1 protein-coding gene is annotated in these 1,332 nt (G+C 61.5%); it reads left to right on the forward strand.

The window, feature by feature from the left end:
* Positions 1-65 precede the first annotated feature (65 nt).
* Positions 66-1,088: an IS110 family transposase gene (locus K7W03_RS27450; RefSeq protein WP_008832424.1), complete on the forward strand. Its 1,023-nt coding sequence runs from the start codon at positions 66-68 to the stop codon at positions 1,086-1,088.
* Positions 1,089-1,332 lie beyond the last annotated feature (244 nt).

Genomic DNA, 1,332 nt, shown 5'->3' on the forward strand with positions numbered 1-1,332 from the left:
TTCGAGATGCGGTCATTGGGTGCGATTCGCCCCATATTGAGCATCCCCTATCGAGGAGGAAAGCCATGACTGCCTATGCCGCGCTTGATGTTTCTATGGATAAGACGGCGATTTGCGTGATCGACGCCGGTGGCAATATTCTGTTGGAAGCAGTGACGATTAGCGATCCGGAGGCGATCGCCCATTGCCTGGCCCCCTACAGCGCTGAACTCGAACTGGTCGGCTTCGAGGCCGGACCGCTTTCGGAATGGCTTTTTCGCGGCCTCCAGGACGCAGGGATTGAGCCGGTTCTGATGGAGACCCGGCAGGTCCGCGCTGCGCTGTCGGCGATGGTCATGAAGACGGACCGCAACGACGCCCGGGGTATGGCCCAGCTATTGCGCTCGGGCTGGTTCAGGCCGGTGCACGTCAAGACCATTCCCGCCCGCGAGCAGCGTACGTTGCTGGCCGCGCGGTCGACATTGATGCGCCGGCAGAAGGACATCGAGAATAGCGTACGCGGGTTGTTGAAGGGTTTCGGCCTGCGCCTCGGCCGACTGCTGCGGGGCCGTTGGGATGATGCCGTCCGCGACATAGTCTCGGGCAATGCAACGCTTGCCTCCATCATGGAACCCTTGCTCGTTGTGCGCCAAGTATTACGCGCGCAGCTGGCTGTCCTGGATGGGCAGGTCCGGGATATCGTTCGCACCGACGCCGTATGCCGGAGGCTCATGACCGCGCCAGGCGTTGGCGCGATTGTCGCGCTTACCTACCGTGCCGCGGTCGATAATCCTGCCCGCTTTCGATCGTCCAAGTCAGTCGGTCCCTGCTTCGGCCTGACGCCGCGAAAATATCAATCGGGCGAGATAGATCGGAACGGCGGGATCAGTCGTGCCGGTGATCCGGCGGTCAGGGTCGCTCTGTTCGAGGCAGCGCACGTTCTGATGACGCGCGTGGCGAAATGGTCGAAGATCAAGGCCTGGGCAATGAATATCGCCAAGCGCCGCAGCGCGAAGCGCGCCAAGGTCGCGCTCGCCCGCAAGCTTGGCATCATTCTGCACCGGATGTGGGTCGATGAAGCCGACTTCAGGTACGGCCAGCCGGCATAGCCTTCGAGGAGAGAAAAGATGCCCGGATACTCAGCTACGTAGAGGTCCCCTGCGGGTGACCGGCGAGGGGACGATGGTCAGGGACAAGCCGCTGGACGCTTTGGCGATCAACGCCGTTTTCGAGATCGGCTACCCTGATTTTTCCGACCGCATCATGTGACGACCACGCGTCGATCACGGACAGAAGCATGAACCCCAAGTCGATCTACCTTGCAGTCCCGCACCCAATGACAGAAGGTGTCCA

It is taken from the genome of Sphingobium sp. PNB (assembly GCF_019873065.1).
GTDB lineage: Bacteria > Pseudomonadota > Alphaproteobacteria > Sphingomonadales > Sphingomonadaceae > Sphingobium > Sphingobium fuliginis.

Coding starts and splice junctions, on each gene's coding strand:
- K7W03_RS27450 (WP_008832424.1), top strand. CDS start 66: ATGACTGCCTATGCCGCGCTTGATGTTTCTATGGATAAGACGGCGATT.